The sequence below is a fragment of the Rhabdaerophilum sp. genome (assembly GCF_046092605.1).
Classification (GTDB): Bacteria; Pseudomonadota; Alphaproteobacteria; order Rhizobiales; family Beijerinckiaceae; genus Rhabdaerophilum.
In genome coordinates this window covers 1-4,618 of the sequence record NZ_JBJTDY010000122.1, presented here as the reverse complement: position 1 = coordinate 4,618, position 4,618 = coordinate 1, and the positions used below count along the sequence as shown (strand labels likewise).

The following is a 4,618-nucleotide window of genomic DNA, read 5'->3' as shown; positions in this document are numbered from 1 at the left end:
GGGCCGCATCCTGACGATGTGGCCAGTCCGCAACTACAGCGGAACAGTCGCAATGGCACAGGATTTCACGCGGCGCTGGGGCGTGATAGGGGTGTTCTTCGGACATTTCATGGGTCCGATCCGCGTGCTCATCCCCATCGTCGCCGGGCTCTCGCGCATGCCGCCGGCGGCCTTCATGGCGGCGAACATCGTGGGCGCCATCGGCTGGATCTGCGTCTTCTTCGCGCCGAGCCACCTGCTCGTTTCGTCTGAATGGTTCCGGATGCATTTCGCCGAGAGCTTCGGCATGCTGAAGGGCGTCCTGCCGATCCCCTGACAAGCGAAACACCCCGCCAATGGAACTGCGGGGCATTCAACCGGGATAACTTTCGTGTGATCAGTCGCAAACCTCGCGGTTGACGATGATGTAGCGGCCCCGAGGCTCGCTCCAGACACGGCGCCGTTCGACATGGCATTCGATCGGCTCATCCACATAAACCGGCCCGCGGTAATAGACCGGCCCGCCGTAATGATAGGGATGCGAATAGGCACGCGGCGCCAGCAATGCACCCCCAATCAGCGCGCCCGCTGCAAGACCGGCCACAATGCCCGCGCCACGATGGTGGTGATGATGCCCGCGCCAGCGTGCTTCCGCACCGCTGAACGACACCGTCGAGGCAGAAACCGCCACCACGGCCGCCGCCAGGACAGTCGTTTTCCTGTTCATGATCGACATCGTCGGAACCTTTCAGAAGACAGGGCCAGACCTAAACTTAGTCTGATCCTAACGAATTTCACCTGGCCGGGAAATGAACGATTTGTGGTAGTTCTGGTTCGGAGCCCCGCTTCACAGCGCCTTGGCGAAGAAGAACTCGGTGGAGTTCGAGATATCGCCCAGCGGCCGCGAGCCACCCCGCGCATAACCGAGCCGCTCATAGAGCCGGTGCGCCGTTTCAAACCGCGTGTCAGACCACAATTCCATACGCCGGGTGCCCGCCTCACGCGCCATGGCCTCGACATGCGCGACGAGCCGTGCCGCGAGGCCTCTGCCCCGCTGGTCGGCCCGCACATAAAGCCGGTGAAGCTCCGCGATCCGCGTGCCATCGGCCTCAAGTTTTGGAAAATCCAGCGCGATGCAGGCCGAGACCCGCCCCCGCTCATCCTCGACGACGAGAAACTCGCCACCGAGCAAGCGGCCATCCGCGCCGTCCTCTGTCTTGCTGCGCCGCTCGTTCCAGTGGCCGGGCTTCACGAGATCGGGAAGATCGCCGTGGGGATCGGTGTAGCAACCGGGATATTCGGCAAAGCAGAGCGTGAGCAGGCCGAAGAGATCTTGCGCATCGGCATCGGTGGCGGGACGAAGATGCGGGATCACTCGTAAACATCCTTCCGGTGCCCGATCGTCAGCACCAGCACGATCACCACCTCGTCCTGGATGTCGCAGAGGATGCGATAATCGCCGAGGCGGTAGCTCCAGCGATCCCCCAGCACACCCGTCAGTGCCTTACCGTTCAAGCGCGGATTGCCAGAGGCGATCACCCGTTCCTCAAGGAACGCAAGAATGCGCCGCGCCGCTTTTCGATCCAGCTTTTGAAGATCTTTCTGCGCGGTGCGTGTCAGGCGAATGCTCCAGGCCACCGATCAATCGTCCAGCCCGAGCTCCTTGCGAACCTCTTTGAGGGAATGGGTCCGTTCCTCGCCCCGCCGCACCCGCTCCAGCACCTCGGTCGCGCGATAATAATCCTCGAGATCCTCCAGACCGGTCTCGATCAGTTCGCGCAGGTAATAAGCCTTGGTGCGGCCCGTCTCCTTGGCGAGGCGGTCGAGCCGGGCTTCGATCTCCTTCTCAAGGCGGATGGAGGTGGGCATGGCAGACTCCCGGCCAGTGGCGTACTGGTGAATACGAGTATTCAATGTATTCATTTTTGGCGACAGGTTCAACCCGGCGGGCGGGCCAAAGGCAGCGGCACCTCGAAAATCAGGGGGGCAAGCGGTTCGGGTTTCGCGTGCGTCGCAGCATTCGCGGTCGTGGCGGCTTCGCTGAAGCCGAAGCGCCGATAGAAAGCGATCGCACTCGCGTTGCCCGCCAACACCTCCAGCTGGCCGCGATGTGCGAGCAGAAAATGCGCGAAGCACTGTTCCAGCATCGCACGGCCGAGCCCCCGCCTCTGGTGATCGGGCAGGATGTAGAGCCGCGTCAGCTTCACGGTTTCCTCGTCCATGAGAACTGCCGACGCCGTGGCAACGAGCGCGCCCTGCTCCTCCGCGACGAGAAAGATCCGCTTCGCCGGGAACGCCTCGGCCTCGTCCTGTTCGCGGCCGAGATTATCCTCCGAATGCCAGGCTTCGGTCATCGCGGCGACGCGCTCAGCCCCGAAGAGAGGATCGTAGGCCGCATGCCAGGTCTCGGCCAGAAGCAACCGGATCGCCGGGATATCCTCGCGCTCGGCCGGGCGGACCCGAAGATTCACTCGATCCCCAGTTTCTGCTTCAAGAGGTCGTTCACCGCGCCCGGATTGGCCTTGCCGCCCGAGGCCTTCATCACCTGCCCCACGAACCAGCCGAGGAGCGTCGGCTTCTCTTTCGCCTGCTGAACCTTGTCCGGGTTGGCGGCGATGATCTCGTCGACGACCTTCTCGATCGCGCCAGTATCCGTCACCTGCTTCATGCCGCGCTGCTCGACGATTGTCGCCGGGTCGCCACCTTCGGTGAAGACGATCTCGAACAGGTCCTTCGCGATCTTGCCGGAGATGGTGCCCGCGCCGATGAGATCGATGATGCCGCCGAGCTGGCTGGCCGAAACCGGATTCGTCTCGATCGACTTCCCATCCTTGTTCAGGCGGCCGAAAAGCTCGTTGATGACCCAGTTCGCGGCAATCTTGCCGTCGCGGCCCTTGGCAACCGCCTCGAAATAATCCGCGCTCTCGCGCTCGGCCACGAGCACGCTCGCATCATAGGCCGAGAGGCCATACTGACTGATGAAGCGCGCCTTCTTGGCATCCGGCAGTTCCGGCAGGTGCTGCGCCAACTCCTCCACGAAGCCCTCGGGCAGCACCAGCGGCAGCAGGTCTGGATCGGGGAAGTAGCGGTAATCATGCGCCTCTTCCTTCGAACGCATGGAGCGCGTCTCGCGCTTGCCCGGATCATAGAGGCGGGTTTCCTGGTCGATCCTGCCGCCATCTTCGAGGATTCCGATCTGCCGGCGCGCCTCCACCTCGATCGCCTGCCCGATGAAGCGGATCGAGTTGACGTTCTTGATCTCGCAGCGCGTGCCGAACGGCTCTCCGGGCTTCCTCACGGAGACGTTCACATCCGCGCGCAAATTGCCCTTCTCCATGTCACCATCGCAGGTGCCGAGATAGCGCAGGATGGTGCGGAGCTTCGTCACATAGGCCTGCGCCTCCTCGGCCGAGCGAAGGTCCGGCTTCGAGACGATTTCCATCAGGGCCACACCCGCGCGGTTGAGATCGACGAAGGAATTCAGCGGGTCCTGATCATGGATGGATTTCCCCGCATCCTGTTCGAGATGCAGCCGCTCGATGCGCACCATGATGGGCTCGGCCTCGCCGGGCACATCGACGATCACCTCGCCCTCGCCCACGATCGGGTGCGCGAACTGGCTGATCTGGTAGCCTTGCGGCAGATCCGGATAAAAGTAGTTCTTCCGGTCGAAGCGCGAGGTCGTGTGGATCTCGGCCTTGAGGCCAAGGCCCGTGCGCACCGCCTGCGCCACGCATTCCCGGTTGATGACGGGCAGCATGCCGGGCATCGCGGCATCCACGAGGCTCACATTGGCGTTGGGGTCATTGCCGAAGGCGGTGGAAGCGCCGGAAAACAGCTTGGCGTTGGAATTCACCTGCGCGTGGATTTCCATGCCGATGATGATTTCCCAATCGTCTCGGGCGCCCTTGATCCACTGTTTGGGATGGGCGGAACGGATATCGAGCGACATGAAACCGGCCTCATTTCGAGAGCATGGGATTGTCTGCCTTTTCGCTGCACCCAACGCGGGCGTCAACCCCGCCTGATGCGCGCTTCGAACCGCTTTCGCAGCCACCCGCAAGCGGCACCCGTGGCGGCGAAAGCCAGCGCCCCGAGGCTCGCCTGCCCCCAGCCAATGGAAATGTTCTCGTCGAATTGCGCGCGGATCGCCAGCAACAGCAAGAGCACGGCAAGGGCGAAGGAGAGCATGCGCAGGATGGTGAGCGCGGCATGCATGAGGGTAGTGGAAATGGGCAGGTTCATGGCTGGAGGCTAGCGCATGTAGACTCGGGCGTCATGCACGGGCTTGGCCCGTGCATCCACGTCTTGCGTCGGAAAGGCGTGGATGGCCGGAACAAGTCCGGCCATGACGCGTGATTACCGCCCCAGCCACGCTTCCAGCCGCGCCACCGCCGTCACGATATCCTTTTCGCTCCCGGCATAGGAGAAGCGCACGAAGCGGTTTCCGCCCACAGGGTCGAAATCGAGACCGGGCGTGATGGCGAGGCCGGCCTCCCGCAGCGCACGCCGGGCGAAATCCATAGAATCGTTTGAATATCGCGCGATGTCGCAATAGGCGTAGAACGCCCCGTCCATCGGCAGGGGCGGCAGGCCGAGGCGCGGCAAGGCCTCCAGCAGGATCGCGCGGTTTTTCGCA

General features: G+C 63.1%; 9 protein-coding genes. 1 reads left to right on the top strand and 8 read right to left on the bottom strand.

Annotated elements, in window-relative coordinates; all coding sequences use genetic code 11:
• On the top strand, positions 1-316 hold a 316-nt coding region (locus tag ACKODO_RS09495; RefSeq protein WP_408983197.1), incomplete at its 5' end, for a DedA family protein.
• Between the two features lie 60 nt (positions 317-376).
• On the opposite strand, the gene ACKODO_RS09490 is transcribed toward ACKODO_RS09495, so the two are convergent.
• The 8 genes from ACKODO_RS09490 to ACKODO_RS09455 all read right to left on the bottom strand — a co-directional run.
• Positions 377-706, bottom strand: coding sequence for a hypothetical protein (locus tag ACKODO_RS09490; RefSeq protein ID WP_408983196.1), 330 nt, complete (start codon positions 704-706; stop codon positions 377-379).
• 120 nt (positions 707-826) lie between these two features.
• Complete coding sequence (locus tag ACKODO_RS09485; RefSeq protein ID WP_408983195.1) at positions 827-1,354, bottom strand: GNAT family N-acetyltransferase; 528 nt, start codon at positions 1,352-1,354, stop codon at positions 827-829.
• Entirely contained in the window at positions 1,351-1,617 is a 267-nt protein-coding gene (locus tag ACKODO_RS09480; protein ID WP_408983194.1) for a type II toxin-antitoxin system RelE family toxin, read from the bottom strand. The genes ACKODO_RS09485 and ACKODO_RS09480 overlap by 4 nt, the downstream gene beginning before the upstream one ends.
• Positions 1,618-1,620: 3 nt before the next feature.
• On the bottom strand, positions 1,621-1,848 hold the full coding sequence (locus ACKODO_RS09475; protein WP_408983193.1) for a DUF6290 family protein: 228 nt from the start codon (positions 1,846-1,848) through the stop codon (positions 1,621-1,623).
• A gap of 68 nt (positions 1,849-1,916) precedes the next feature.
• The gene (locus tag ACKODO_RS09470; RefSeq protein WP_408983192.1) at positions 1,917-2,450 is read right to left on the bottom strand and encodes a GNAT family N-acetyltransferase; all 534 of its coding nucleotides are present in this window, start codon (positions 2,448-2,450) and stop codon (positions 1,917-1,919) included.
• On the bottom strand, positions 2,447-3,931 hold the full coding sequence (gatB, locus tag ACKODO_RS09465; RefSeq protein WP_408983191.1) for an Asp-tRNA(Asn)/Glu-tRNA(Gln) amidotransferase subunit GatB: 1,485 nt from the start codon (positions 3,929-3,931) through the stop codon (positions 2,447-2,449). Before gatB ends, ACKODO_RS09470 begins: the two co-directional genes overlap by 4 nt.
• A gap of 62 nt (positions 3,932-3,993) precedes the next feature.
• The gene (locus ACKODO_RS09460) at positions 3,994-4,224 is read right to left on the bottom strand and encodes a hypothetical protein (protein WP_408983190.1); all 231 of its coding nucleotides are present in this window, start codon (positions 4,222-4,224) and stop codon (positions 3,994-3,996) included.
• A gap of 114 nt (positions 4,225-4,338) precedes the next feature.
• A partial coding sequence (locus ACKODO_RS09455) for an aminotransferase class I/II-fold pyridoxal phosphate-dependent enzyme (protein WP_408983189.1) occupies positions 4,339-4,618 on the bottom strand: 280 nt, incomplete at its 5' end.

Excerpts from the sequence above, each read along its gene's own strand:
- ACKODO_RS09490 (WP_408983196.1), bottom strand. The coding sequence starts at position 706 with ATGAACAGGAAAACGACTGTCCTGGCGGCGGCCGTGGTGGCGGTTTCT.
- ACKODO_RS09475 (WP_408983193.1), bottom strand. The coding sequence starts at position 1,848 with ATGCCCACCTCCATCCGCCTTGAGAAGGAGATCGAAGCCCGGCTCGAC.
- gatB (WP_408983191.1), bottom strand. The coding sequence starts at position 3,931 with ATGTCGCTCGATATCCGTTCCGCCCATCCCAAACAGTGGATCAAGGGC.
- ACKODO_RS09460 (WP_408983190.1), bottom strand. The coding sequence starts at position 4,224 with ATGAACCTGCCCATTTCCACTACCCTCATGCATGCCGCGCTCACCATC.